Below are 26215 nucleotides of genomic sequence, written 5' to 3' on the forward strand. Positions count from 1 at the left end.
TATGTTTATTCTTTAATTGATTTAACTCGAAAGATACAAAGTAAAATTTATAGGTGTAATAATGAAACAAAAATCACAAAATAAGTCACTAAAAGTTACAGTTTAGATTGAAATTATATCAATTTGATTATTATATTCAAAGAGATGCAAAGAATAATATGATATTGGTTAAATTTATTGAGATAAAAAATAAGGATTAATGAAAATTAGATTTAAATCACATAATAATATTATCAACTGCGACTTTAATTATTTGTTATAGATGTTACCAGTTATTGCCTTTGTTCTATATATAATCACGATATATATCTACTGGATATAACTACCATCAAAACTCGACGAGTTAGTTATGGTAAAGGCTTATTGTATTTTTATCTCGCATGAAGTTTTAAAATTTATATCATTAAATATATGAATTAAAAAATTAAAAATAATAAAAACTATTAATTCCATAATTATTATTATTTTTATTGTGAATTGTTTTAACTCTATGAATTTCATTGAATTTGACTTAAGTTTTATCTTCGAATGTATCATGTAAATCTATAGATATGGACAGACTGATTCTATATATCGCTATGTCGCTTATTTTTCTCAAAAATCTGTTTTATTTATTGAGAATTCATAATGAAAGGCAAACGAAGTTGTGAAAATGGCTTTCAATTTGCAAAAACAGTGTTTATCATGCATGCCTTATGAAGTTTAAATGGCGCTACTGGTTTTGGGCTTTGCTGGGGAAAATTATTTACTCATGTTACTTAAGTCGACAGAGTAAACCTCCGACAAGCTTATACAGTCTTTAACGGTGGCGGTTCTATCTGCATTATTCCTAGGGATAGAGTGTATAATAAATGACTGAGACAACCTCTCTGACACCACTCATTGAATTAAAATCTTTAAGTAAAGGTTTTGATGGCAAACAAATTATTTCTGAGCTTGACTTAACCATTCAGAACGGTGAGTTTTTGACCATTCTGGGGCCTTCTGGTTGCGGTAAAACGACTGTTTTACGTCTTATTGCAGGGCTAGAAGATGCCGATGGCGGTCAAATTATTCTTGATGGTCAAGATATTACGGATATTCCAGCGGAAAACCGTTTTGTAAATACCGTCTTCCAAAGCTACGCTTTATTTCCTCATATGACAGTCTTCGACAACGTGGCATTTGGCCTGCGCATGCAAAAAACGCCTGCGGCTGAAATCCAAAAGCGTGTCGACCAAGCCTTGCGTATGGTGCAGCTAGAAGATTTTGCTGAGCGTAGACCCAACCAACTATCTGGTGGTCAACAACAACGCGTGGCGATAGCCCGTGCGGTAGTGAATCGCCCGAAAGTCCTACTACTGGATGAATCATTGTCTGCGCTTGATTATAAACTGCGCAAACAAATGCAAAATGAGCTAAAAGCGCTTCAACGAAAACTGGGGATCACGTTTATTTTTGTGACCCACGACCAAGAAGAAGCCTTGGCCATGTCTGACCGTATCATTGTGATGCGTGAAGGGAAAATTGAGCAAGACGGTACTCCTCGCGAAATCTATGAGGAACCGAAAAATCTGTTTGTAGCTCAATTTATTGGTGAAATTAATATTTTTGATGCGAAAGTATTGTATCGCATTGATGATAAACGTATTCGAGCTAATGTTGAAGGGCATGAATGTGATATTTTCACTGAGCTCTCTGTCAAAGAAGGGCAACACGTCAGTGTGTTATTACGTCCTGAAGACTTGCGCGTTGAAGAAGTGAATGATGCAGATAACCATCCGGGGCTGATTGGCTACGTTCGTGAGCGTAACTATAAAGGCATGACGTTAGACTCAGTGGTTGAAATGGAAGATGGCAAAATTGTCATGGTTAGCGAATTCTTTAATGAAGATGACCCCGATGTCGACCACTCCCTTAACCAAAAAGTTGCTGTGACTTGGGTTGAAAGTTGGGAGGTAGTTCTGGATGATCATTCGTAAACATAAAATTTTGCAGAACGTTATTATCACTGGGGTGGTCGCCTGGCTGCTGCTATTCGTCTTCTTGCCTAATATCATGATTATTGGCACTAGCTTTTTGACGCGTAGCGACACCAACTTAGTTGACTTAGTTTTTACGTGGGATAACTACGTTCGCTTGTCTGACCCGATGTATGCAGAGGTCATGCTGCACTCGCTCAATATGGCGGTGATCGCAACCTTTTTCTGTTTAGTTATTGGCTATCCATTTGCCTTTATATTGGCAAAGCTACCTAAACGGGTGCAACCTTTGATGCTGTTTCTGTTAATTGTGCCATTTTGGACCAATTCATTGATTCGTATCTATGGGTTAAAAGTTTTTCTCAGTACCAAAGGGTACTTAAATGACTTTTTACTGTGGGTTGGTGTTATCGATAACCCGTTGAAAATTATGTATACACCTGAAGCCGTCATACTAGGTCTCATTTATATATTGTTGCCGTTTATGGTGATGCCGCTGTATTCAAGTATTGAAAAGCTGGATAAGTCATATATAGAAGCTGCAAGAGATCTCGGTGCGAATAAATTTCAACGGTTTGTGAAAATCATCATTCCTTTAACGATGCCAGGTATTATAGCAGGCTGTTTGCTGGTTTTATTACCGGCAATGGGGCTGTTCTATGTCGCGGATTTAATGGGTGGTGCGAAAAATCTACTGATCGGTAACGTAATTAAGAGCCAGTTCTTAAATATTCGTGATTGGCCATTCGGGGCAGCAACCAGCATTTTCCTCACGGTGATGATGGGGTTATTGCTGTATGTGTATTACCGAGCAGCTAAGCTTCTGAATAAAAAGGCATATGAAGAATGATCGGACGTACTCTGCGTGGTGGTTTTATGGCCATCATCTACGCTTATCTTTATATTCCAATCATCATTTTGATTGTTAATTCCTTTAATGAGTCGCGTTTTGGTATTCAGTGGCAAGGTTTTTCAACCAAATGGTATGAATTACTAGCTAATAACGATAGCTTATTAGAAGCTGCGGGGCATTCATTAACCATGGCGGTTTTGTCAGCGACTTTCGCGACAGCCATTGGCACATTAACCGCCGTTGCATTATTTCGCTATCGCTTTAGAGGAAAACCTTTTGTTGGTGGCATGTTATTTGTGGTCATGATGTCACCTGATATCGTCATGGCGATTTCGTTATTGGTTCTATTTATGATCCTTGGGGTCTCGCTAGGTTTTTGGTCATTGCTTTTTTCCCATATTACATTCTGTCTACCCTTTGTAGTGGTGACGGTGTATGCAAGGTTAAAGGACTTTGATGTGAAGATGCTAGAAGCTGCACGTGACCTCGGTGCGGGTGAGTTTACCATCTTAAGGAAAATCATTTTGCCATTAGCGCTCCCTGCGGTTGTGGCAGGGTGGCTACTGAGTTTTACATTGTCGATGGACGATGTGGTGGTTTCGTCATTTGTTACGGGGCCAAGTTATGAGATTTTACCATTGAAAATATATTCAATGGTAAAAGTCGGGATCTCCCCAGAAGTAAACGCATTGGCGACAGTATTGTTGATTATGTCTTTACTGCTCGTTTGTTTAAGCCAATGGGTGATGCGGGATAAATACTCGAAAAAAGCGAAATCATAAATGAGTGATGGTGTTGGTTTTTTCTATAACAGCGCCTTTTTGATGCCATACGGCGAGAGGGTGGGCTTTATTTAGCCTATAAGATATATACCCTAAATAATTCAAGTGGTTACTTGATGCATTAAGGGATAAAAACACTTTGTTGAGGGAAACTCAGTAATGAAAAAATGGTTCTATCTACTGGCAGCAGGGGTAATGGCTGCAAGTATTGGCACGGCAACTGCCGCTGACGATAACAAAGACGTACTGTATTTCTATAACTGGACAGAATATGTTCCCCCCGGTTTATTAGAGCAATTTACCAAAGAAACGGGCATCAAGGTGATTTACTCCACCTATGAATCAAACGAAAGTATGTATACCAAGTTAAAGACCTATAAAGAAGGGGCTTATGACTTGGTGGTGCCTTCTACTTATTTTATTGCCAAAATGAGTAAAGAAGGAATGCTACAAAAGATTGATCAAAGCAAATTAACCAATTTTAAAAACCTTGACCCAAACTTAATCCATAAAGAATTTGACCCGAATAATGATTATTCAGTGCCTTATATTTGGGGTGCGACAGGGATAGGTATTAATGGTGAAGCTGTTGACCCACAGTCTGTCACCTCGTGGGCGGATTTTTGGAAACCTGAGTATAAAAATAGCTTGCTGATGATGGATGATGCACGGGAAGTTTTCCAAGTTGCGCTCACTAAATTAGGTTATTCAGGTAATACGACTGATCCGAAACAAATTGAAGAGGCGTATAAAGAGTTGCAAAAATTACGCCCAAATATTTTAGCCTTCAACTCTGACAACCCAGCAACACCATTTATTGAAGGTGAGGTTGATGTGGGAATGTTGTGGAATGGTTCTGCATTCGTCGCGCGGCAAGCTGGCTTACCGATTGAAGTGGTGTGGCCAAAAGAAGGTGGGATTTTCTGGATGGATAGCTTAGCTATTCCTGCTAACGCCAAAAATGTGGAAGGGGCCCATAAGTTAATTAATTTCTTATTGCGTCCAGAAATTGCGGCTCAAGTGGCTGAATCTATTGGTTACCCAACACCAAATTTAGAAGCTAAAAAATTATTACCTGCTGAAATTGCTAATGACCCATCACTTTACCCAAGTGAAGAAGTTCTGCAAAAAGGCGAATGGCAAAGTGATGTGGGGAATACTAATATTATTTATGAAGAGTATTTCCAAAAGCTAAAAGCAGGACGTTAATTATTGTTTTAGTCGCAAGCTAAATAGGGTTTGAAGATAATAAAAAGGCATCACGATTGTGATGCCTCAGACTGCTGACAAACATATTATATTTGGCGGCAAGTCGAATAGGTTTTGAAAATAAATTAGGAAAATCAATTTATTGATTTTCGGCTGATAACACAAAGTGGGAAAAACCACGCTTTTATCCCGCTTTGTCAACAACCTCAGGCATCACGATTGTGATGTCTTTTTTAATGGCTAACGTTTGGCATTATGACCAACAAACTTCATAAAGGTATCTGCCCACGGTTGTAGAAAATCTTTACTTTTGGGTGAAATATTACCTTGTTCATCAACCATTCCTTCATACCACTTCAAATAGCACTCTGGTTGGTTCATTGTCGGCATATTCAAAAATGCCAAGCTATTACGCAAATGTTGTTGTGCAATAGCCGTACTAATATTGCCAATAGATACGCCTAGCACTCCTGCAGGGATGCCATCCCATGAATTATCTCCCCATGGGCGAGAGCCTTGGTCAATCGCATTTTTCAATACGCCAGGCATTGAACGGTTATATTCTGGGGTGGCGAAAATAATGCCATCACAGGCTTTAATTTGAGATTTGAAATTAGCCACAACAGGAGACACATTTTGGTCTGCATCTTGGTTATAGAGAGGGAGTTCACCAATATTGATAAATTTAAACGTGAAATTTGTGGGGAATAATTTAGTCATGGCTTTAGCGACAACTAAATTATATGAATCAGCGCGCAAACTACCCACAATGACACCAATATTGTATTGATTTGACATGATAAAACCTCTTTCACGGGGAGTTAATTAGGAATACTGCAAACCGCTATTTATTGAATAGAGCATTGTTTCACTCTCACTATTAAACATCATAATCTGAGGATGTGCAAAACTAAGTGAAATTAAAATAGATAACTAAACATCAAAAATATTTGATATTTTTAAATTAATTATGGAGTTACAACTTATCATAATTCGATATTGTGAGTCCTCTTCCACTATTTAGATTTACCCATGAACAAATCAGGGTTACTTGATTTTAGTCAAAATGAAACATACCGACTGGTCGGTATCATTCATTGCATGAATAAATCTGCTCAGCATAGAAAAAAAGATCCTATTAAGCTTCAAGTGGAGTTACTGAAAGCTGCTCGTATTATTGCTGGCAGAGAAGGGATCTCTTCACTCTCACTTAATGCAGTGGCAAGGGAAGCGGGTGTTAGCAAAGGCGGGTTAATGCACCACTTCCCAACGAAGCAAGAGCTTATTCATGCACTGTTTGTGCAATTGCTGGGGATTATGGATGAGAGAATACATACCATTATGGATAATGACCCAAATCCCTATGGGCGGTTTTCTCGTGCTTATTTGCACTATATTGGTGAGTTAAAATAATCTGATGAAAGTTTTCAGCTCGCGTTATTGTCTTTGGCTATGCCAACTGAGCCAGTGTTACGTCAGTGCTGGCGAGATTGGGTAACCAACCATTTGGAAAAGGGGGATGAGTTCGATAACAGTTATTTAGGCGCGTTAGTGCGTTATGCGGCTGATGGGTTGTGGCTTTCGTCATTGACTGAGGGAGAAACGTTATCACAGCAAGAACGTGATGCGATTGTTAGCCGGTTAACGACAATATCATTTGAACAAATTCCATAAGTAAAAATAGCACGTAAGTAAAAATAATAGTGGTAATGATAGTGCAATTTTATTCATAAAATAAGCACATGAGGCGACAGTGAAATATAAAATCAATGCTTTCATTCTATATGATGCAGTTGATGGCACTTTATCTTTAAAAGAAGATGAGGTGGATGCACAACTGTCGATAACGGCTAATGCGTTGTTGTTTTATTTTATTCAACATAGAGGTGTTGTTTCCCGAGATGAGGTGTTAAAAGCGGTATGGGATGATAATGGATTAGTTTCATCGAACAGTAATTTAAACCAATATCTAAGTATATTAAGAAAAGCATTTCGTCCATATGGTATTGAAAATATTATTGTGACGGTGGCGAGGGGGCGATTAGAGTTTAATTCAGATGTTTCACTTGAATTAATTGATGATATTAAAATTCCTCCCTCTGAGTTAATCCCTAGCTTAAGTGAAATAGAAGAGGCTAAGGTTGTTTTATCTCCAATTCCCAAACCTATCTCTGAGCCTGCAGACCTCAAAAAAATAGAATCAACATTGACGCCAGAAAAAAAAGAAATCTGTTGGTATCTCGCTAGCGGTGTCTTTTTATTGTGTTCCGTTTTACTCGCGGTCATGGCTTATTTATCAAACCAGCCATCAGTACCGATTAAGATGACAGTACTTGAGCACACTAATTGTGATGTGCTATCGAATGAAAAAATGATCAATAACTCTGTCGCACTAAACTATGTACAAAATTTTGATAAGGTTAGAAATAACTTAAATTTAGCCTGTGCCGAGAAAGAACGGTTTGTTTTTTTCTATGGAGATAAATTGCAGACTAATGGATTGGGTCGAGTATTTCTTGCGCATTGTGCAGTAAATGAAGATAACCCATTTAGCTATTGCGATAATTACTTTTACTATTCTTGGAAACCATCATGAAGATATCAGGAAAAGTATTATGCTTACTGAGCTTTTTGCTATTTATTATTGTTGTGATTTACACTCAATCGGTCTTACTTTCCAATAAACAAGATGGTTTATTAATGTGCTCGACAAAAGGCATTATGCGTTTTGAAAATATGCAGGATGAAAACGTTAATGGCAATATTCATTTCAATTTTGGTGCCAATGGCAAAGGAGCCATCGTTGTTGAAGGATATACCGATTCTAAAGCGGGCTGGTTGTACTTACAGCGCTATGTGAAATTTAGTTATACAACAAAACGAGTTTCTCCCACAGAGCGCCATTATAATATCAGTCAATGGGAAGCAAGTGCTTCTTCTATTGATGAATCACCAGATGTGATATTTGATTACTTTATGCGAGAAATGTCAGATAGCCATGACGGGCTATTTCTTAATGCCCAAAAGCTCAATGACAAAGCTTTATTACTCAGTTCAATTAACTCTCCACTTTATATCTGCACGTTAAAGCCTGGCAGCAAATTTGATTAATTCAGTTCTCATTAAATAAATAAGCTTAGCGGTGAAGCCGTTCACTTCATCGTTAACTGACAATCCCACTTCCCTTTATTTCCTATTTTGTCGTATTCCCTGCTGTAGTATTCACAAACTGCAATATCCTCAATTTAGCTATAAATTGACATCATGACAGGTAGACTATCTCTTGGTTAGAACCTAACTCGCGGATATCTGATGTAGGCAAAGCTTATAACCGAGTGAGCAGACCCACAGTTATCATTTCACAAATTACCCCCCTTTATCAGCTCAATAATATTTTATTAACAATCTACCTAGCTAACGCTAAATCTTTATTTAGCCCATTTTTATCTGCAACACAGATGCGTGAATTTTTAATTTTTTCAGTATGAATATGTAAATAGCTTAATTAATTACTCTAATTTTCAGGTTAAAAGACTAAATATTGTCGTTTTGTGGATTTATATTTTGTTTTTATTTTTCGGTTCTATAGTGAGTTTGAAGCCAAAGGCTGCGTTCAATAGATCACCGCGCAGACACCATTGGCGTAAATGATTACCCAGATATTTCAAGGGACATGTACTCGGACACATTAGCTTGGAATATCGAAGGTAAAGAAAAATAAAGAAGGCTTCTCGGAGGAAACAACAATGGGTGATGCATTAGGTCTTATTGAAACAAAAGGTCTGGTGGCTTGTATCGAAGCGGCTGATGCGATGTGCAAAGCGGCGAATGTAGAGCTAATTGGTTACGAAAATGTCGGTTCAGGCCTCGTTACTGCAATGGTTAAAGGCGATGTCGGAGCAGTCAAGGCAGCCGTCGATTCAGGTGTTGAATCAGCACAGCGTGTTGGTGAAGTTGTGACTTCACTAGTCATTGCTCGTCCACACAACGATATCAATAAAATCGTTATTAAGCATAAGGCATAACTTTTTCCGGAGGAAAAAAACATGGGTGACGCATTAGGTCTTATTGAAACTCAAGGGTTAGTGGCTTGTATTGAAGCTGCAGATTCGATGTGTAAAGCCGCAAATGTTGTGCTGATTGGTTATGAAAATGTTGGGTCAGGTTTAGTTACCGCCATGGTCAAAGGCGATGTAGGTGCGGTGAAAGCTGCCGTGGATTCAGGTGTTGAATCCGCCTCTCGTATTGGCACCGTCGTGACATCACTGGTTATCGCTCGTCCTCATAGTGATATTCAGAAAATCGTCGCCCAGTATAAAGTCACGGAATAAAACAGGAAATTACTTATGAAAGAAGCACTTGGTCTAATTGAAACCAAAGGTTTAGTGGCTTGTATTGAAGCTGCTGATGCCATGTGTAAAGCCGCAAATGTTGAGTTAATCGGTTATGAAAATGTTGGCTCAGGTCTGGTAACAGCGATGGTTAAAGGCGATGTCGGTGCCGTTAACGCAGCGGTTGAGTCAGGTGTTGAGGCTGCAAAACGTATCGGAACCGTGGTGACTTCACGCGTGATTGCGAGACCACACAACGATATTGGCAAAATTGCACAGCAACACAAAGCCTAAGTAATTGGCTGATAAAGCCAATCACACGACAAGTTAATGAATTAATTTTGGCTCCGATACGGGGGAAGACATGGTTGCATTAGACAAAGATCTGCAATCCAGACAACTGGCAAGAGAGCTAGTTAGAAACGCGAAACAAGCGCAGAAAGAGTTTGCGACATTTTCGCAGGAAAAAATCGATAATATCGTTAAACACATTGCAATTGAGTCCGCACTTCATGCAGAAGAGCTGGCAAAAATGGCCAATGAAGAGACTGGGTTCGGTAAGTGGCAAGATAAAGTCCTGAAAAACACTTTTGCTTCAATGCGTGTTTATGAACACATTAAAGATCTCAAAACCGTTGGCATCATTAATGATGACAAAGTCAACAAAGTCATGGATGTGGGGGTTCCTCTTGGTGTGATCACGGCGTTAGTTCCTTCTACTAATCCAACATCTACCATCATCTACAAAACGTTGATTGCCTTGAAGGCGGGTAATGCCATTGTCTTTTCCCCTCATCCAAATGCCAAAGCTTGCAGTTTCCGCACATTAGAAATTGTCAAAAAAGCCGCATTAGAAGCGGGTGCGCCAGCAGGAATTGTCGATGGCGTCACGATGCTAACTCTTGAAGCAACGAAAGAGCTGATGCACAGCAAAGACGTTTCTTTAATTTTGGCAACGGGAGGTGAAGGCATGGTACGCGCTGCTTACGCATCCGGTACACCAACCATCAGCGGTGGTCCAGGTAATGGCCCTGCATTTATTGAACGTAGTGCCAATATCAAGCAAGCGGTGAGTGACATCATCACCAGTAAAACTTTTGATAATGGTGTTATTTGTGCTTCAGAACAATCGATCATTGTAGAACGCTGCATTTACAACGAAGTTCATCGTGAACTGCTCGCTCAAGGCGCTTACTTCATGAATGAAGATGAAGCGAAACGCATGGCATCCATGTTGCTTAGAGCGAACGGTACTATCAACCCTGAAGTCGTTGGTAAAGATGCTATCACACTGAGTCAACGTGCAGGCTTCACTGTTCCGGCTAACACACGTGTGTTGATTGCTTTACAAGACACCGTATCACCGAAAAACCCATACTCCCGCGAAAAATTATGCCCAATTTTAGGGATGTATATCGAGGAAGATTGGCAGTCAGCTTGCCATCGTGTGGTTGACTTACTGACCAACGAAGGCCTCGGTCATACCTTGGTGATCCATACGCAGAACGAAGATGTTATTCGTCAATTCTCTCTGGAAAAACCCGTCAATCGTATTTTGATCAATACACCAGCGGCACTGGGCGGAATTGGTGCAACGACCAATATCACACCTGCTTTAACGCTCGGTTGTGGGGCAGTTGGTGGCGGTTCTAGTTCAGATAACGTCGGCCCGATGAACTTGCTGAACATCCGTAAAGTCGGTTATGGCGTACGTTCCATTGATGATTTAAGACAGCCAGCTCAGCCTTGTGCACCTGCACAGCCAACAGCATCAACTTCGGTAAATCAACCGCAAGTGAGTATTTTTGATGACAACCGTTTCCGTAACCCTGTTACGGCAGCATCACCAGCCGCGGCTAACCCAACTGGCGATAACCGATTTGGCAGCACTGTAACAACGGCTGCGACTGCTGAGGCGGTGGTTTCTCAAGGTGACATCACTGAAGAAAATGTTGAGCAAATCATCAAGGCTGTTCTCGGACGCCTAAATAAGTAACTCATTGGAATAAGGCGGTATAAACCATGATCCTCGCAAAGGTAGTCGGACATGTTGTTGCAACGCAGAAATGCCAAGAACTTAGCGGCAGTAACTTATTAATGGTTACCAAGCTAGGGGATGACCTTGAACCGTTGAAAAACAAAACGTATGTGGCAGTCGACAGTGTTGGCGCAGGTATTAACGACATTGTGTTAGCTGAAGCTTACTTCGCTTTGAATAAAGACAATTACAAAGCCATGTCAGTGGTTGCCATTGTTGAGAAGGTTTATACCAAGGAGTAAAAACAGCATGAACCAGTTTTTGATTAAACCTAAAGTCCAATTCGGTGCTAACGCATTGGATTTTATCTCACAAATGAGTGCTCACCATGCCTTTATCGTCACTGACAAAGCGATGGTGAAGTTTGGCTTAGCTGATGAAGTCACTCGCAGGCTAACCCAAAGTGGCATCACATTTTCGATTTACGACGATGTTGTGCCGGACCCAGACATTTCAGCCATTGTTAACGGCATGAAAATCATGGATATGCAATATCCAGATGTGGTGATTGCACTCGGTGGTGGGTCGGTGATTGATGCTGCGAAAGCTGTTATTTACTCCCTCTGGCACACCAGAAAAAACGTCAATCGAGTCAAACCGCAGTTTATCGCGATCCCAACCACCAGTGGGACGGGTTCAGAGGTGACTTCATTTTCAGTCATCAAGTCACAGTCTGAAAAGTTGGTTTTAGTTGACGAATTCATGCTGCCAGATGTCGCCATTTTAGACCCTGTACTGGTGAAATCCGTACCAGCTTCGATTACTGCAGATACAGGTATGGACGTGCTGTGTCATGCACTGGAAGCGTATGTTTCTCGCACCGCATCTGATTTTTCGGATGCCTTAGCAGAAAAAGCAGTGCAATTGGTTTTTGGTCACTTAATTGATTGTTATCGCGACGGTAGCAACTTAGTGGCACGCGAAAAAATGCACAACGCTTCATGTATTGCCGGTATGGCCTTTACTAACGCATCACTTGGGATAACTCACAGCTTAGCCCATGCATTAGGCGGCGTATTTCATATTCCACATGGTCGTGCCAATGCCTTATTGATGGCTCAAGTCGTGGCTTTCAATGCGGATTTTGAAGGCCGCTGTGATAGCGAAGCCGCGAAACGTTACGCGAGTCTTGCAAGAAACTTGAATTTACCTGCTTCAACAATACGTGAAGGCGTTGAGAGCTTAATTATGGCAATCAACGTATTGAAAGATGAAATGAATATGCCAAAAGGCATTCAAGCAACCGGTATTAATGAATTCGATTTTAACGCCCGTTTAGGGGAAATGGTTGGGCAAGCACTGCGCGATAGTTGCACTCCGACCAATCCACGGGATGTGAGCAAGGTGCAACTGGAAGTGCTGTATAGACAGTCTTTTTAACAGTTAACGCTTTTATGTGATGAACAACAAACTAGAAAGAACATCAGGATAGGCTAACATGAATAAATATGCTTTGACCCCACGCGTAAAAATGCTGGCTGAACGCTTAAGTGCCCGCAATAGCTCAATTATTACTGAACGTGCCAATATTTTAGAAGCGCTTGGCAACCAACTGTCTGGCGCACCGCAGGCGATTAAACCTGCACAACGTTTTTATGAATTTATCCGTCATTTTCCTGCATTTATTGCCCAAGATGAGTTGATTATTGGTAGCCAATCATCAACGCCTCGTGGGGCGATTTTCCATACTGAAAATGAAATCAACAGCCACAGCATTTATACGTTTTTAGCTGGCGATAGCGCCATTGATGCACCCGATTACTTAGCGGTATTAAACATCGGTTTTTTAGCTATCAAAGCGCAATTAGAAAATAAAGTTAGAAATATCGGCAGTGCAGTTAGCCGTAATAGTATTGATGAGGCGAATAACTGCCGCTCGGCAATTTACGCATGTGATGCCGCTATCCATTTTGCGCAAGCTTTAGCTTCTAAAGCAGAGAGCATGGCAGCAGCAGAGTCTAATCAATACCGTCGCGCAGAGTTACAAGAAAGCGCAGCAATTTTACGTAATGTGCCAGCAAAACCAGCACAAACCTTCAAAGAAGCTTGCCAAGCGTTCTATTTACTGCAACTTATCCTACATTTAGAAAATGGCAGTTATGCAGTTAACCCAATGGGGTTCGATAAAGCAGTTTACCCATTCTACCAACGCGATATTGAACAAGGCCGCTTAACCCAAGCACAAGCTTATGAGATTGTAGAAAGTTTATGGTTGAAACTGGCTGAGCTCTCTGAAGTTCGCTCAACCAAGCAAGTCGATGGCTACCCAATGTTCGATGCATTAAAAGACGGCATTTATCTGAATGACCCTCGTGTATGCATTAACGAATTATCAGCTATGATGTTATCTGCTCATGAAAACATCAGTGCCATCAATAACGGCTTAAAAGTTCGTTTATATTGCGGAAAAAACAGCATTCAGCCGCAATACGCCGCGCCAAATGCCAGCTATGTTGCTCCAACGGCACAAACGGAAACTGAATTCAAAGTGATGGAAGGGTTAACGCCTCGCTTACAACGCTTGCGTAACCGCTACTTAGAAGCACGCCCAAGTGTGTCTATCTATCGTGCACTCGCCTTCACTGAAGTTGTCAAAAATAACCCTGGTTTACCGCCAATTCTATTGCGTGCGAAAGCATTCCGCCGCGCTTGTGAAACTGCGCCAATCTTAATTCAGCCGGAAGAACTGATTGTAGGCCATCCATGTGGTAAAGCCCGTGCGGGTGCTTTCTCTCCAGATATCGCATGGCGCTGGGTGGTCGAAGAACTCGATACCATGAGTACGCGCCCACAAGATCCATTTGTTATCTCAGAAGAAGACAAAAAAGTGATCCGCGAGGAAATCGCGCCATTCTGGGAAGGGCGCTCATTGGATGAAATTTGTGAGGCTCAATACCGCGAAGCGGGGGTATGGGAATTCAGCGGTGAAACGTTTGTCAGTGACTTGTCTTATCACCAAATCAACGGTGGTGGAGATACTTGTCCGGGTTATGACGTGCTGTTATTCACCAAAGGAATGAATGGCATTAAAGCAGATGCTCAGGCGAAACTGGCTGAGTTAAGCATGGAAAACCCAGAAGATATTGACCGTATTTATTTCTATAAAGCGTCAATTGAAACCTGTGAAGGGGTAGTGGCGTATTCACACCGTATTGCTGCGCATGCTCGTGAATTAGCCGTGCTGGAGTCAGACCAAAAACGTCGCGAAGAATTGCTGACTATCGCACAAGTCAATGAAAACGTGCCAGCGAACCCACCGGCGACGTTGCAAGAAGCATTACAAAGCATTTGGACTGTTGAGTCACTGTTTGAAATCGAAGAAAACCAAACAGGTCTTTCTTTAGGACGTCTCGACCAATATTGCTTCCCAATGTATGAAAATGACATCAAAACAGGCCGTTTAACTCAAGACCAAGCATTAGAAATGATGCAGGCGTTTATCATCAAGTGTGCTGAGTTAATGTGGATGTCGAGTGAGCTGGGTGCGAAATATTTTGCCGGTTATCAGCCATTTATCAACTTAACGGTGGGTGGACAAAAACGTTCTGGTGGTGATGCTTGTAACGATTTGACTTACTTAATTATGGACGCGGTTCGCTTCGTCAAAGTGTATCAGCCATCGTTGGCATGCCGTATTCATAACCAATCACCACAGAAATACATGGAAAAAATCGTTGATGTCGTGAAAGCCGGAATGGGCTTCCCTGCCTGTCACTTCGACGATTCCCACATCAAAATGATGTTGCGTAAAGGCTTTGACTTTGAAGATGCGCGTGATTACTGCTTGATGGGCTGTGTTGAGCCACAGAAATCAGGCCGTATTTATCAATGGACATCAACTGGTTACACCCAATGGCCAATCGCGATTGAGTTTGTATTAAACCGTGGTCGCATGGTGCTATTCGATAGCTACCAAGGCTTAGATACCGGTGATTTACGTGACCTGAAAACATTCGAAGACTTTGATAATGCAGTGAAAGCGCAGATTGCTCATATTATTCGCTTATCCGCTATCGGTACCGTTATCAGCCAGCGAGTTCACCGTGATGTGGCACCAAAACCCTTAATGTCTTTGCTAGTGGAAGGCTGTATGGAAAAAGGGAAAGACGTTGCAGCGGGTGGGGCGATGATCAACCACGGCCCAGGGCTGATTTTCTCTGGTCTTGCAACCTATGTTGACTCCATTGTCGCGATTCGCAAATTGGTTTATGAAGATGGCCGCTACACCCTTGAGCAAATTCGTGATGGATTATTAGCTAACTTTGAAGGCTATGACGAATTACGCCGTGACTGCTTAAATGCGCCTAAATTTGGTAACGATGATGACTATGTTGACCAATACGCACTCGATATTACGGAGTGGACAGAGCGTGAGTGTCGTAAGTACGACATGTTGTATTCAACACTGAGTCACGGAACTTTATCCATCTCCAACAACACGCCGATTGGTGAGTTAACCGCAGCAAGTGCCAACGGTCGCTTGGCGTGGATGCCGTTATCCGATGGTATCAGCCCAACACAAGGTGCGGATAAACAAGGCCCAACTGCCATCATTAAATCAATCAGCAAAATGAATGTTGAAACGATGAACATTGGCATGGTGCATAACTTTAAGTTCTTAAAAGGCTTATTGGACACACCAGAAGGCCGCCACGGCTTAATCACCTTGCTAAGAACCGCTTCTATCTTAGGAAACGGCCAAATGCAGTTCAGCTATGTCGATAACGAAATGCTGAAAAAAGCCCAGCAAGAGCCTGAAAAATACCGTGATTTAATCGTTCGTGTCGCGGGGTACAGCGCCTACTTCGTTGAACTCTGTAAAGAAGTTCAAGATGAAATTATTAGCCGTACTGTAATTGAGAAGTTCTAAACCCATGTAGGCAGGTATGAATTTATACCTGCCATTTTATAACAACAATAATAAATTCTGATTTATAAACATAGTGTTAGAGGTGCAATGATGAGCGCGGCAGAGATTAAAGGTCGGATATTTAATATCCAAAAATACTCGATTTATGATGGCGACGGTATCCGAACACTGATTTTCTTAAAAGGGTGCAATATTCGTTGCCCATGGTGCGCTAACCCAGAAGGGTTAAGTAGCCAGTTTCAAGTGATGTTTTCCCACGATAAATGCGTCAATTGTGGGAAATGCGTTGATGTCTGCCCGACAGGGATCCACTACAAAACTATTAATGAGCAAGGTGAGCAAATTCACCGCGTGAATCGCAGCATTGATTGTATCGGTTGCCGTAAATGTGAAGAAGTATGCATTGGCGGTGCATTAGACATCATGGGTAAAGATGTCACTGTGGCCGAAATGATGGATATCATCATGCAAGATTATGATTTTTATATTTCTTCCGGTGGTGGTGTGACAATCGGTGGAGGCGAAATGAGCCTACAAACCGATTTTGCAGTCGCTCTACTGCGTGAGTGTAAAAAAATGATGATCAACACCGCAATAGAAACCCAAGGTACAACATCGTTAGAAAACTATGAAAAGTTAGCTGAAGTTGTCGACCTATTCCTCTATGACATTAAACATATTGATACTGCGCAGCATAAAAATCTATTCGGTATTGGCAATGAAAATGTTCGCCGCAACCTCGAAAGATTGATTGATCTCGGCGCGAACGTGGTTGTCAGAATGCCATTAGTTCGTGGCTATAACGACTCGTTTGATGCCATTACAGGGGCGATTAACTATGCGATGGAATTATCCAAACGCGGCAATGTAAAACGCATCGATATTCTGCCTTATCACCAGTTGGGCCGCGGTAAGTACGACAAACTGGATATGATTTATCCTGTTAAGCAAGACCCAACCTATAGTGCAGAAGAATTAGACCAACTTGAAGCATTCTTCAAACAATTTGATTTCGATATTCGACTGGTTCGTCACTAAGTAGGAGAGACAGATGAAAAGTTTAGGCGTAATTGAAACTCGGGGACTGACATCCGCAATACAGGCTGCTGATGCGGCGTGTAAAGCCGCCAGTGTAGAAATTGTAGGTTATCGAAAAATCGGCTCTGGACTGGTATCCGTTTGTTTCCAAGGCGAAATCAGTGCTGTTCGCACCGCAGTTGACCATGGTATTGAAGTGATCGCCAATAGTCAGCTACTCGTCGGCTCATTAGTGATTGCGCGGCCTGAAGAAAGCGTAATCAGTAAATTGCTAACAGTGAAAAGTAAAAAAGGTGAGTTAGAGAAAAGTCTTCAGCCAGAAGTAAAAGCAGAAAAGTTAGTGGAAAAAGCGGTTGTTGAGGCTAAAACAGAAGCGCCTGTGGTTGAAGTTAAAACCGACATCAATGTGAAAGACATCAAGAATGACCCGCGTAAAGGGAAAAAATCATGATGAATGAGCAATTAATGGGGAAAATATTGGAGCGGCTTTCAGCCTATACACCAGCACAAGGCAGCGTTTCCAACATTGCTATCCCTGTCGGAATATCTAACCGCCATGTTCATCTTTCACAACAGGACGTTGAAGCCTTGTTTGGCCAAGGATATCAGCTGACGCCATTTAAAGATTTAAAACAGCCCGGGCAATTTGCGGCGAAAGAATGCGTCATGGTGGTGGGACCAAAAGGGTCGATTAGCAAAGTCAGAGTACTAGGGCCTGTTCGCCCAAAAACGCAATTAGAAGTGTCTAAGGCCGACTGCTTTGCGCTTGGTATAAAAGCGCCGGTAAGAGAGTCAGGTGACATGGCAGGTTCAGGCAATGCTTTACTGATTGGCCCAGCGGGGCATGTCAATCTTGAGTCGCAGGTTATTTGTGCTCAGCGTCATATTCATATGAGTGTGATGGACTCAAGAGCATTAAATGTGGTGAATGGGCAAAAGGTGAATATCCGTACTGAAGGTGAACGCAGCTTAGTGTTTGATGAAGTTGTCGTGAGAGTGGATGAACGCTTTTCTCTTGAGTTTCATATTGATACCGATGAAGCAAATGCCGCGGGCTTACGCAATAACGATAGCGTATTTATCGCGGGCTAAGGAGTGGTGGCAGAATGAACGAAAAACTGATCGAGCGAATTGTGCAGCAAGTTTTACGTCAGTTAAAGCGACAAGTTCTGGTGGTGCTATCGCCTGTTGAGGGGTATCAGCAAGCTATTTACCAAAGACTGGCACAGTTAGATTCTGTTTCTTTTTCCTTTTATGCCACCGCATCAATGCACCAGTCTTTTGATGTTGAAAAATGGGCTGAATTGGGAAGTGTTATAAATAAAAGCACCTTATCAATAAATAGTTTAAATCATTATGACAGCCTGTTTTTACCGTTTATTGATGCAAAAGTCGTTGGTGAGATAGCCAATGGTTTGTTTATGAGTGAGGAAAGTGAGTTAGTCTTTCATGCATTATCACAAAACATGCCGATATTGGCACTGAAATACCATTGTTGCCCTGAAAGTGAATTAAGTCAGGTTTTAGGTTTAAATAAAAATGAAAATTATAATCAGTTGATTAAAGAAAATATCACTAAAGCAATCAAGTTAGGTGTTTATTTTGATTCATTTAATGAAATAGAAAATAAATTTTTAATTCGTGATATTACTGAAAATTTAAAACCTGAAATAAATGATGAACATCCAAATCGCTATATTACTTTAAAGGAAGTAATGAATAACCCTAGGGGGTATTGCGCGAATGAAAATAAATTAACAGATTCAGCAATCGATTATTTAAAGTCTCTTAAAAAATAAAGTTATTTAATCAAATTAAAAATTAATCTTTCTATTTATTGTAGGAGTATTATCTATGTCCCCTAAAGCAAAGTCATGGCTTTGGATGCTGGCGGTTATTGTTTCTGAAACCTCAGCAACATCGACCTTAAAAATGTTTGATAATAGTGAAGGTATGACTAAATCATTATTATTGGCATTAATCGTTGTGCTATATGTTATTTGTTACTATTCACTTTCTCGGGCAGTAAAATATATTCCTGTTGGTTTGGCTTATGCAACATGGTCAGGTACAGGGATCTTAATGGTTTCTACCCTCGGCATGCTATTTTATGGGCAACACCCAGACACTGCGGCGATGATCGGTATGGCCGTGATCGCGAGTGGCATTGTGATCATGAATCTATTCTCCAAAATGGGCTCCGATGATCCGGAAGAAACTGAACCATCTAAAGATGAAACTGAGTCTTCATTATTATCAACAAAAAATAACACAGCTCATTAATTCAAAGTTAAGGGGAATATTATGTTTACTGGATTTTTATGGTTAGCGCTTTCTATTGGCTCTGAAATAACGGGTACTTCAATGATAAAAAAGACCAATAGCTTTAGCAAATTGGGTCCATCTGTATTAGTCATTGTTGCTTATTGCTTGTGTTATTTCGCACTAACCCGTGCAATGGGTTATATCCCAGTCGGTGTGGCTTATTCATTATGGTGTGGGTTTGGTATTGTCGGTGTGACACTCGTTTCTATGATTTTATATAAACAAAAACCCGATTTCCCAGCAGTATTTGCGATGGGCCTCATTATCACTGGTGGGATCATTATGAATACATTTTCAACGATGTAGTAAAAAAGAAAACGCCGTACTTCAACATACTTTCTGTTATTTATCTTTAGCCCTCATTTTTATGAGGGTTATTTTTTGCTTATCATCTGAGCCCTGTGGTGGTTTGGCTACATAAAATGACGTTCTGGCGATAAACCGCAAAGTCTGTTGTATGTTAATTTATTACACATAAGTAATTTAATTTAGGAATGGATTTATGCAAATTATTGAATGGGATGATTTTACCCGTGTTGAAATGCGTGTTGGGACTATTGTTAGTGCACAAGTCAACAGTAAAGCCAAAAAGCCAGCTTATGTTATGGAAGTTGATTTAGGCGAATTGGGTATTAAGCGCTCTAGCGCACAGATCACTGTCAATTATACGCCAGATGATTTGATTGGTAAGCAGGTACTATGTGTGTGTAACTTTGAAATCAAGCGTATAGCAGGCATTAAATCGGAAGTGTTGATCACGGGGGCACCTGATGAAAAGGGGGCGATTGTTCTTGCTGAATTTAACTTACCTTTGCCGAATGGGGCGCTTTTAGCCTAATGCTCGTCATACTTCGTGTTATCGCGTTGTTGGCTTCACTCGCTCGCCCTAGTCACATACTTTTGTATGCTCCTAGGGGCTCGTTTGCTTGCCGTCTAGCGTAGTCGGTGCCATCACTGCCATTCATCAATAAAAAGGTTATACTGCTATCTTCAGTATTAGTAGGAGTATGACCCTTTGCGATTACCTGAGCTTCATTTTCGCCAATATTCGAACGACGTCATTTCTCATCAACATGATGGGCAGTGGCAAGTCGTTTTGTCGTTATCTGGGCAGATGGAAATTAATATGTACCGGCAACATTTTCTGTTAAATGCAGGAAAGGGGGTCGTGATCCCGCCTAGTGTGAGCCATGCTTTTAGCGGGCAGCTAGGAAATCAAAATTACGTATTAGAAATGCCTGCTACAGCACAATGGGCATTAAATGAAAAAATGACGCAATTTACTCTGACACCTGCCGCAATTGGTCTTTTGAATTGGTTGCAAAACTTCCCACAAGCTCCGGAACATAATTTTACGGTTGCTCGTTTATTATTGGCCCAGTTAAAACCTGAAAATAAATGGATTGATGAGCTTTCTCAATGGGTGGAACTGCGTCTACACCATCCTATTAGTTGTGAAGATATGGCAACGGCTTTTTGTATGTCAGTGAGTACGCTTCAACGAAAAATAAAGGCTGAAACACAGTTAACGGCGATGCAGTTTCTATTACAAAAACGCATGGAAGCGGCAGGGCGCTTATTATTATCCAATAAATCAATAGAACAAATTGCATTAGCGGTGGGCTATGACTCACATTCGGCATTTAGTCATGCATTTCGCCAATTTTATAGCAAAACACCGAATGAATATCGTTTGCAGGGAAGTCACTTACGGTAGGTTATTTTGGGGAGCTTTGTTGCCAGATAAAAATTAGCCACCTCGCCCGCAGCCAATTTTTATCTTTTTACAGCTTAGACCATGCGGATCCCTTCAAATGGGTTCCAGTTGTCCAATCCTTTGGTTTCTTTAATATAGTAAGCATAATTGGCAACCATGGCCCACAGCGCTGACATACCGACAGATACCCCTGTAAAGACGGCATTAGGGATCGTTCCACCAATCATAAAATCAATAATATTCAAAACTAGACCAACCCCAAGAGTGATACCAAGCATCACCAACCCTTTCTTCCACAGCCCTAAAATCAAGAAGTAAATAATACCGAAGAAGAAGGCAAAAATGTTCATATTAATGAGAATACGCTTACCGAAAGAGGCGGCTTTCAACGCTGCTTTGAATTCAGGCGTATCAGGAGCACCATGCTTATCAAAAAAGTCGAAACGTTCTTGCCATTTATTAGAATATTGTTTCTGTTCCATTTTCCATCTCTTGCTTATTAATAAGTATAAAATAGGGATTGATAATACTTGGATAACCATATAAAAAAGAGGTAAATAGTCTTAATATGACTATTAAGGGGCATTTTTAATAACGAATCAAGCAAAGAAAAATAAAGGAAGAATGATTAAGATAAATAGTAAACGGATAATGGATTAATTTATTGTAAGACTTACCTACATTATTTGGTATTTGACTTGTTGGCTATTTGTTCAGAAATTGAATTTGCATAGTTGCCATGTAAAAAATCAGTATTTACATTGGCTTGTTTGAGTTTTAGTTCGAGTAAAGCTAATTGCTTACTCACCGACGTATAATTGGGGTCGTCCACAGAGAGACCTTGTAGCATATGGCTTAGCGTTAGTGCATCTTTCCTTTGTTGTAATTCAGTAGGTAAATAGCCCGAGTTCTTTAATATTCGATACCCAGCCCTAAGTTCAGGTGGAACTAAACTATCATCTTCAAGCTGTAACATTTTTCCCTCCCCATTTAAATTTGAAAGCTCCCCTTTACTCAGAGCTTCTTGAATATGGCGTTCTGCCCAAAGATCAATGACTGACATGATGTGACTCCATGAATTGATTTTTTACTATTATAGCCTTCCATATCAATATAAAGAAAGTTGGTAGATTATTCTTTGTTGGGGTTGTTATTCCGAATTATAAGTAAGGTTTTATCGAGTGTTTATAAATAAGGTTTTTACTATTAATATGAAATAAAACTGCTAAAAAATAATATTTAATTAGTGATAAATGACGAATAAACGTCATGGATAATATGAAAATTGTTATATTGACCACACTTATAGAAATTAATTTATCTGATTTACCTTGGTTTTAATTAACGTCTTTATTTAAATTAATAATATTAATACCTAATAAAAATGAATTATCCCTAATTATGTTGAATTTTATGTCTAAATCGTGTGAATTTTGTTGATTTGAAATGATCTATTTGTAAATGGTAAAAAACAAAAACATTGTGTAATGTCCGTTTTTCTTGTTTATAAGGAGAAAATATGGAACAAAAGAAGCAAGAGGGAAGCCGTTTTTTGCGAACGGTTGAGTGGCTAGGTAATGCACTACCACATCCCGTCATTTTATTTATTATTTTAATTGCAATTTTATTAGTTTCCTCAGCAATAGGTCAGTACTTTGGTGTAAGCGTGCCAGATCCGCGCCCAGAAGGCGCAAAAGGGCGGGCAGAAGACGGTATTATTCATATTGTAAGTTTATTGGATGCCGAAGGGATCCGAAAAATTATTGCGAATGTCGTCACCAATTTTACAGGTTTCGCACCATTAGGGACGGTATTAGTGGCATTATTAGGGGTTGGAATTGCAGAGCGGGCCGGCTTACTTTCCGCGGCTATGCGCTTAATTGTCACCAAAGCTCCGCGAAAATTAACCACAATGGCTATCGTGTTTGCGGGGATCATGTCAAACACCGCGGCAGAATTGGGCTATGTGGTGCTTATTCCACTGGCTGCCATTATTTTCCACTCATTAGGTCGTCATCCTTTAGCGGGTCTTGCCGCCGCATTTGCTGGTGTTTCAGGTGGTTATTCAGCAAACTTACTATTAGGTACGGTTGACCCGTTACTTTCGGGTATCACTCAGCAAGCTGCGCAAATCATTGATCCAACTTATATCGTGGGTGCAGAAGCAAACTGGTACTTTATGTTTGCCAGTACGTTTTTAATCACTATTTTAGGTTATTTGATCACCGAAAAAATTGTGGAACCCCAGTTGGGTCCATATACAGGTGGTGCCGTTGATGAAGATGAAAATAGCCTTTATGCTTCTGCAAACGTTACTCCACTTGAGAAAAAAGCGTTATTCTGGGCATCAGTTACCTTCTGGGGATTAGCGGCAATTTTGGCGTTAATGGTGGTACCCGAAAATGGAATATTACGTAACCAAGATACTGGGTTAGTCAGCAACTCGCCTTTCCTAAAAGGCATCGTGGTGTTTATTTTTGTGTTTTTTGCCGTCCCGGGTATTGTGTATGGCTATATTGCTAAAACTATGCGCTCGGATAAAGACATTGTTGACGCAATGGCAGGGGCAATGAGTACTCTTGGCTTATATCTGGTTATCATTTTCTTTGCCGCACAATTTGTTGCTTTCTTTGGTTGGACAAACATCGGGCAAGTTATCGCAGTTAAAGGTGCTAACTTCTTAAATAGTATCGACCTTCACGGTGGTGTGCTGTTTATTGGCTTTATTCTTATCTGTGCATTTATTAATTTAATGATTGGCTCAGCATCAGCCCAATGGGCGGTAACGGCACCTATTTTTGTTCCTATGCTAATGTTAGCGGGCTATGCGCCAGAAACTATTCAAGCGGCATACCGAATTGGTGATTCGGTCACGAATATTATCACACCGATGATGAGCTACTTTGGCTTAATTATGGCGATTGTTGTGAAATATAAGAAAGATGCAGGGATTGGTACACTTGTCTCAATGATGTTGCCTTATTCCATCATTTTCTTCATTGGTTGGTCATTATTCTTTATCGTATGGGTATTTGTATTAGGGATTCCTGTAGGGCCTGGTTCCCCGATTTATTTCACACCGGGAAGTTAGCGTTTTGATATTTAATTGAAAAACCATTGGTTGCCCTATTTTTAATTCATTGGATGAAGGGCAACCAATGAGGATGTAAGTTATGATTTTGTTATTTTAAACATAGGAACTAGATTAGATAGTAATTATGAAAATAAACTGCTGTGAGTGAGACAGTTTATTTTACTAAGTACCAACAATTACAATATTACGGTAAAAAATTATTTTTATACTTAATAGAATGAAAGAGCTAATCAAGTCCCTCCCAGAAATAGTCCTTTAGTTTTATTTTATCGTTCAAGTCAAAAATAATACCTTCATTTATAAGGGCTTGTTTGTGACGTAGATAGCACTCGCCTTTTACTGATAACTTACCCTGACTATTAATAATACGGTGGCAAGGTAAAGAACTTCCCGCAGGGATGGTTCTAATAACTTGGCAAACTTGGCGTACATGAGCTGGGTAACCTGCCATTTTTGCCAACGTTCCGTAAGTGACAACTCTACCTCTTGGGATACTCCCTATAAGGCTATAAATGATGTCTCGGAAAGATGGCGCGTTGTTCATGGTTATAGCCTCAATTACGATGGGTGTTTATCAACCTAAATATGTAGGTGTTGGTGGGCAGTGCATGATTAAATTGTATAGCAAGTTTGTCAATGTGATAGTTTTCTTTGGCGGAAATCACCACAATGGGATGAGAGGGAGAAGTATCTGTTTTATGACTTGAGTTTTAAGCTGTAAATGGTGTTGAATTAAGTAATTATATTTTTCATGAGCGTAGAGGATCTTTGATTTGAATTATCTCTTTCTTAATATCACACGCCTTCTTGATATTTCTACTATTTTTACTAATAGTAAGTGACATTGTAGAGATTAAGGCAAAAATCTCATATCTCTCCTCCATTTTAGGCTAAGCCAATACCACCGCACAAAGGTGATATTGACTTAATACAAACCTAAAACTCACTAACGGTAGGTAAATAAAACATTCACAGTGTTACTGAACTGCCCTGATTTAATGGCTTCAGCATCTTTCTTGGATAACTCGATACTGTAAGGGAAATAGCCGGGCTGTTGTTTACTGATACTCCCTTTATAATAATACTGATCAAACGCAACCTGTTGGTTATTGGTTCTGTCTGTAATTGCAGCTTGTAGGCCATTGTTAAAGACGATGTACTTTTTATTTATCACGCCACTGTTGCTTTGGAACGCAACACTGACTTCTAATGCCGCATCACACGTTGAATCGGGCACTAAATCTAATGAAAAGTTTTCTCTAACTGTTTGACCACCTTCAAAATTTTCAGCTGTGAGCTCTTTAAAATCAACCACTTTATCGCTCATGCGGACAATCGGTGTTGGGCAATAGTTCACCAATTTCCCGATAATCCTCGCCTGATAGATATCCCCTAAACTTTTTCTCTGGTAATCACTGTGATAACCAACATTAAAAACACCGGTATCAAAAGATTTTAACTCTCCCGTACCTCTGACCACTCGATACGTGTAACCAAATAGCACATTTTTAGGGCCCGCTTCCCAGACGCCCACTTCTAACTGCGGGGTGTTGGCCGCAGTTATTTCAACAGAGCCACTATACATACTGTCCTGATAAAGCCTAACACCGCTGTTTTTAAGTGTATTTTTTATGGTTGTTGGCGTTTGGTTGTTAAACCAAATTGTCCGCTCCGCCTTTGAGCCTGAAAACACACAAGCCCATGAAAAGAAACCACTACTGGCAGAGCCCAATAGCGTGCCGGGAGCAACGGTGCCGGGGGTTGTATTCATATCAATATAGACTTCAGGGAGTGGGTTCCACGCATTTCCCGTCGAGCCGGGTACACTATTACCCGGTCGGCATGTCACTCCGGCATACGCGGCAGAAGTTGACATCAGAAGGAGAAAGAACACGCCACTTTGCCATGACCGTTTTTTAAATTTCATTTCAGTAAGCTCCCACATTTGTATTTTTTATTTCGCCTGTGGCAATAATTGGCAAGGCTGTGCTGCGGCA

General features: G+C 40.6%; 27 protein-coding genes and 1 pseudogene. 23 read left to right on the forward strand and 5 right to left on the reverse strand.

The genetic code is table 11. From position 1 onward, the window contains the following. Positions 1 to 851: 851 nt before the first annotated feature. The 4 genes from potA (at position 852) to potD (ending at position 4805) form a co-directional block, all read left to right on the forward strand. Complete coding sequence (gene potA / locus PSE83_RS14785; RefSeq protein ID WP_004259102.1) at positions 852 to 1961, forward strand: spermidine/putrescine ABC transporter ATP-binding protein PotA; 1110 nt, start codon at positions 852 to 854, stop codon at positions 1959 to 1961. Continuing rightward, positions 1948 to 2811: a spermidine/putrescine ABC transporter permease PotB gene (gene potB / locus PSE83_RS14790; protein ID WP_272660956.1), complete on the forward strand. Its 864-nt coding sequence runs from the start codon at positions 1948 to 1950 to the stop codon at positions 2809 to 2811. Before potA ends, potB begins: the two co-directional genes overlap by 14 nt. Continuing rightward, complete coding sequence (potC, locus tag PSE83_RS14795; RefSeq protein ID WP_272660957.1) at positions 2808 to 3596, forward strand: spermidine/putrescine ABC transporter permease PotC; 789 nt, start codon at positions 2808 to 2810, stop codon at positions 3594 to 3596. Before potB ends, potC begins: the two co-directional genes overlap by 4 nt. Before the next feature lie 159 nt (positions 3597 to 3755). Further along, positions 3756 to 4805, forward strand: a complete 1050-nt coding sequence (gene potD, locus PSE83_RS14800) for a spermidine/putrescine ABC transporter substrate-binding protein PotD (protein WP_272660958.1) — start codon at positions 3756 to 3758, stop codon at positions 4803 to 4805. 240 nt (positions 4806 to 5045) lie between these two features. Here the strand turns inward: potD and PSE83_RS14805 are convergent, their stop codons facing one another. Continuing rightward, positions 5046 to 5603, reverse strand: coding sequence for an NADPH-dependent FMN reductase (locus tag PSE83_RS14805; protein WP_004259089.1), 558 nt, complete (start codon positions 5601 to 5603; stop codon positions 5046 to 5048). Positions 5604 to 5906: 303 nt separating this feature from the next. Between PSE83_RS14805 and PSE83_RS14810 the strand changes: the two are divergent. From PSE83_RS14810 to PSE83_RS14895, 18 genes and pseudogenes are all read left to right on the forward strand, one after another. After that, positions 5907 to 6479: pseudogene (locus tag PSE83_RS14810) on the forward strand (TetR/AcrR family transcriptional regulator). Between the two features lie 79 nt (positions 6480 to 6558). Continuing rightward, the gene (locus PSE83_RS14815; RefSeq protein ID WP_094961558.1) at positions 6559 to 7401 is read left to right on the forward strand and encodes a transcriptional regulator; all 843 of its coding nucleotides are present in this window, start codon (positions 6559 to 6561) and stop codon (positions 7399 to 7401) included. Continuing rightward, positions 7398 to 7916: a FidL-like protein gene (locus PSE83_RS14820; RefSeq protein ID WP_004259073.1), complete on the forward strand. Its 519-nt coding sequence runs from the start codon at positions 7398 to 7400 to the stop codon at positions 7914 to 7916. Before PSE83_RS14815 ends, PSE83_RS14820 begins: the two co-directional genes overlap by 4 nt. Positions 7917 to 8551: 635 nt before the next feature. Continuing rightward, a complete protein-coding gene (locus PSE83_RS14825) occupies positions 8552 to 8830 on the forward strand; it encodes a BMC domain-containing protein (protein WP_004249182.1) in 279 nt (92 codons plus the stop codon). Between the two features lie 21 nt (positions 8831 to 8851). Next, positions 8852 to 9136 carry a BMC domain-containing protein gene (locus PSE83_RS14830; RefSeq protein WP_004259066.1) on the forward strand — a complete coding sequence of 95 codons (285 nt, stop codon included), beginning with the start codon at positions 8852 to 8854 and terminating at the stop codon, positions 9134 to 9136. A gap of 15 nt (positions 9137 to 9151) precedes the next feature. Continuing rightward, on the forward strand, positions 9152 to 9430 hold the full coding sequence (locus PSE83_RS14835) for a BMC domain-containing protein (RefSeq protein ID WP_004259063.1): 279 nt from the start codon (positions 9152 to 9154) through the stop codon (positions 9428 to 9430). Positions 9431 to 9500: 70 nt separating this feature from the next. After that, positions 9501 to 11132 carry an acetaldehyde dehydrogenase (acetylating) gene (locus tag PSE83_RS14840; protein WP_110591169.1) on the forward strand — a complete coding sequence of 544 codons (1632 nt, stop codon included), beginning with the start codon at positions 9501 to 9503 and terminating at the stop codon, positions 11130 to 11132. Between the two features lie 26 nt (positions 11133 to 11158). Next, the gene (locus PSE83_RS14845) at positions 11159 to 11416 is read left to right on the forward strand and encodes a EutN/CcmL family microcompartment protein (protein WP_004259057.1); all 258 of its coding nucleotides are present in this window, start codon (positions 11159 to 11161) and stop codon (positions 11414 to 11416) included. Positions 11417 to 11423: 7 nt separating this feature from the next. Continuing rightward, a complete protein-coding gene (locus PSE83_RS14850) occupies positions 11424 to 12554 on the forward strand; it encodes a 1-propanol dehydrogenase PduQ (RefSeq protein ID WP_004259053.1) in 1131 nt (376 codons plus the stop codon). A 58-nt stretch (positions 12555 to 12612) separates the two neighbouring features. After that, positions 12613 to 16044 carry a choline trimethylamine-lyase gene (gene cutC / locus PSE83_RS14855; protein WP_164565546.1) on the forward strand — a complete coding sequence of 1144 codons (3432 nt, stop codon included), beginning with the start codon at positions 12613 to 12615 and terminating at the stop codon, positions 16042 to 16044. Between the two features lie 87 nt (positions 16045 to 16131). Next, a complete protein-coding gene (cutD, locus tag PSE83_RS14860; protein ID WP_004259033.1) occupies positions 16132 to 17082 on the forward strand; it encodes a choline TMA-lyase-activating enzyme in 951 nt (316 codons plus the stop codon). A gap of 13 nt (positions 17083 to 17095) precedes the next feature. Then, on the forward strand, positions 17096 to 17533 hold the full coding sequence (locus PSE83_RS14865; protein WP_047757251.1) for a BMC domain-containing protein: 438 nt from the start codon (positions 17096 to 17098) through the stop codon (positions 17531 to 17533). Beyond that, positions 17530 to 18174: a phosphate propanoyltransferase gene (locus PSE83_RS14870; protein ID WP_004259030.1), complete on the forward strand. Its 645-nt coding sequence runs from the start codon at positions 17530 to 17532 to the stop codon at positions 18172 to 18174. Before PSE83_RS14865 ends, PSE83_RS14870 begins: the two co-directional genes overlap by 4 nt. A 41-nt stretch (positions 18175 to 18215) precedes the next feature. Further along, the gene (locus tag PSE83_RS14875; RefSeq protein WP_226617001.1) at positions 18216 to 18881 is read left to right on the forward strand and encodes a hypothetical protein; all 666 of its coding nucleotides are present in this window, start codon (positions 18216 to 18218) and stop codon (positions 18879 to 18881) included. Between the two features lie 55 nt (positions 18882 to 18936). Beyond that, positions 18937 to 19365: a DMT family transporter gene (locus PSE83_RS14880; RefSeq protein WP_004259023.1), complete on the forward strand. Its 429-nt coding sequence runs from the start codon at positions 18937 to 18939 to the stop codon at positions 19363 to 19365. A 21-nt stretch (positions 19366 to 19386) separates the two neighbouring features. After that, entirely contained in the window at positions 19387 to 19713 is a 327-nt protein-coding gene (locus tag PSE83_RS14885) for a DMT family transporter (RefSeq protein WP_004259019.1), read from the forward strand. A 196-nt stretch (positions 19714 to 19909) separates the two neighbouring features. After that, the gene (locus PSE83_RS14890) at positions 19910 to 20245 is read left to right on the forward strand and encodes a tRNA-binding protein (protein ID WP_004259016.1); all 336 of its coding nucleotides are present in this window, start codon (positions 19910 to 19912) and stop codon (positions 20243 to 20245) included. A gap of 177 nt (positions 20246 to 20422) precedes the next feature. Continuing rightward, a complete protein-coding gene (locus PSE83_RS14895) occupies positions 20423 to 21124 on the forward strand; it encodes a helix-turn-helix domain-containing protein (protein WP_036958053.1) in 702 nt (233 codons plus the stop codon). A gap of 74 nt (positions 21125 to 21198) precedes the next feature. Here PSE83_RS14895 and PSE83_RS14900 read toward each other — a convergent pair whose 3' ends face one another. Both PSE83_RS14900 and PSE83_RS14905 read right to left on the reverse strand, forming a co-directional pair. Beyond that, positions 21199 to 21606: a DUF2628 domain-containing protein gene (locus PSE83_RS14900; RefSeq protein ID WP_036958052.1), complete on the reverse strand. Its 408-nt coding sequence runs from the start codon at positions 21604 to 21606 to the stop codon at positions 21199 to 21201. Positions 21607 to 21806: 200 nt separating this feature from the next. Then, positions 21807 to 22187 (reverse strand): DUF1992 domain-containing protein, encoded by a 381-nt coding sequence (locus tag PSE83_RS14905; RefSeq protein ID WP_004259005.1) that lies wholly within the window; start codon positions 22185 to 22187, stop codon positions 21807 to 21809. Between the two features lie 456 nt (positions 22188 to 22643). Between PSE83_RS14905 and PSE83_RS14910 the strand changes: the two genes are divergently transcribed. After that, positions 22644 to 24215, forward strand: a complete 1572-nt coding sequence (locus PSE83_RS14910) for an AbgT family transporter (protein ID WP_004258999.1) — start codon at positions 22644 to 22646, stop codon at positions 24213 to 24215. A gap of 229 nt (positions 24216 to 24444) precedes the next feature. Here the strand turns inward: PSE83_RS14910 and PSE83_RS14915 are convergent, their stop codons facing one another. After that, positions 24445 to 24762, reverse strand: a complete 318-nt coding sequence (locus tag PSE83_RS14915; protein WP_004258995.1) for an MGMT family protein — start codon at positions 24760 to 24762, stop codon at positions 24445 to 24447. A 402-nt stretch (positions 24763 to 25164) separates the two neighbouring features. Next, positions 25165 to 26145, reverse strand: a complete 981-nt coding sequence (locus tag PSE83_RS14920) for a hypothetical protein (protein ID WP_175427131.1) — start codon at positions 26143 to 26145, stop codon at positions 25165 to 25167. Positions 26146 to 26215: the final 70 nt, after the last annotated feature.

It is taken from the genome of Providencia sp. PROV150 (assembly GCF_028481025.1).
Lineage (GTDB): Bacteria > Pseudomonadota > Gammaproteobacteria > Enterobacterales > Enterobacteriaceae > Providencia > Providencia hangzhouensis.